General features: G+C 60.0%; 2 protein-coding genes and 1 pseudogene. 1 reads left to right on the top strand and 2 read right to left on the bottom strand.

What is annotated here, in order from left to right:
- Positions 1-168: 168 nt before the first annotated feature.
- On the bottom strand, positions 169-375 hold the full coding sequence (locus tag AB4Z11_RS32610) for a hypothetical protein (protein WP_442030445.1): 207 nt from the start codon (positions 373-375) through the stop codon (positions 169-171).
- Positions 376-539: 164 nt separating this feature from the next.
- Here AB4Z11_RS32610 and AB4Z11_RS32615 point away from each other — a divergent pair, with 164 nt between their 5' ends.
- The gene (locus AB4Z11_RS32615; protein WP_442030447.1) at positions 540-737 is read left to right on the top strand and encodes a DUF2970 domain-containing protein; all 198 of its coding nucleotides are present in this window, start codon (positions 540-542) and stop codon (positions 735-737) included.
- On the opposite strand, the pseudogene AB4Z11_RS32620 reads toward AB4Z11_RS32615, so the two are convergent.
- Positions 734-1,013: pseudogene (locus tag AB4Z11_RS32620) on the bottom strand (methyl-accepting chemotaxis protein); the annotation flags it as partial. The gene AB4Z11_RS32615 and the pseudogene AB4Z11_RS32620 overlap by 4 nt on opposite strands.

Here is a 1,013-nt window from a genome sequence, read left to right on the forward strand (position 1 = left end):
CAATATGCTGCAGAGATTCACCTTGACGCCAGCGTTCCCACATCAATGCCTTCTGCTCGTCAGTGTAATAGATTCGTGGCTTGCGTTTCATGGCAACACTCCTCCTGCCTAAGCAGTTTATAGTGTTGCGTCGACCGGTTGAATCCGCAGGCGACAGCTGCCGCATCGCTAAGCGCTGCCACCCGCCGCTTGTTCTTGCGCTCGGAGTTCGGAGATGATGACGGCGATGCGCTGTTTGCGGGCTTGGAGCGCGAGGGTGCGGCCGCCGGCCATTTCAGCGGTTCGGAGGGCGACTTCGTTGAGTGCCATTTCTTCGTCCAGTTCGCTGATGCGGGCGCGCAGGTCCGGCAGGGTCGGGCTGTCCTCGTATTGCATGGCGAAATCTCCGCTGGGATGGGTCTACCAGATCAATGTAGGACAAATCTGACCGAATAAACTCACCAATCTCCACATCTGATACGGTCGATTCCCAGCCGATCTGAGTCTTTTTTTCGCGGTGCGCCGGCAGCAGAATGGTAGCAACGAGAAAGGAGCTTCAGATGAATACCCCAGCCAAACGCTCTTTCGGCGAAACGATGACCGCCGTTGCCTGGTCCTTTATCGGACTGCGCCGCCGCAGCGATTATGAGCGCGATGCGACTGCGCTCAAGCCTGCCTATGTGATTGGCGCCGCGTTGATCGGCGTGAGCATGTTTATCGGCGTCCTGCTAACTGCCGTGCGCATCGCAACCAGCTAAGCTACTTCCTGCTGCGTCAGGCGTGGGACGGAGGAGGCGCGCGGCGCCAGCGCCGTGGTAGGGCTGGCGCCCTCCTCGACTTTGAACACGCCAACCACGCTGCTCAGCCGCTCGGCCTGATCCTGCAGCGCGGCAGCTGCAGCGGCAGCTTCTTCGACCAGGGCGGCATTTTGCTGTGTCACCGTGTCCATCTGGGACACCGCCTGGTTGATCTGCTCGATACCCGCGCTTTGCTCCTGCCCCGCCACAGCGATTTGTTCGACCACCGCAGACACG

This window comes from Pseudoduganella sp. RAF53_2 (genome assembly GCF_052113985.1).
Lineage (GTDB): Bacteria > Pseudomonadota > Gammaproteobacteria > Burkholderiales > Burkholderiaceae_D > Rugamonas.

Coding starts and splice junctions, on each gene's coding strand:
- AB4Z11_RS32610 (WP_442030445.1), bottom strand. CDS start 375: ATGCAATACGAGGACAGCCCGACCCTGCCGGACCTGCGCGCCCGCATC.
- AB4Z11_RS32615 (WP_442030447.1), top strand. CDS start 540: ATGAATACCCCAGCCAAACGCTCTTTCGGCGAAACGATGACCGCCGTT.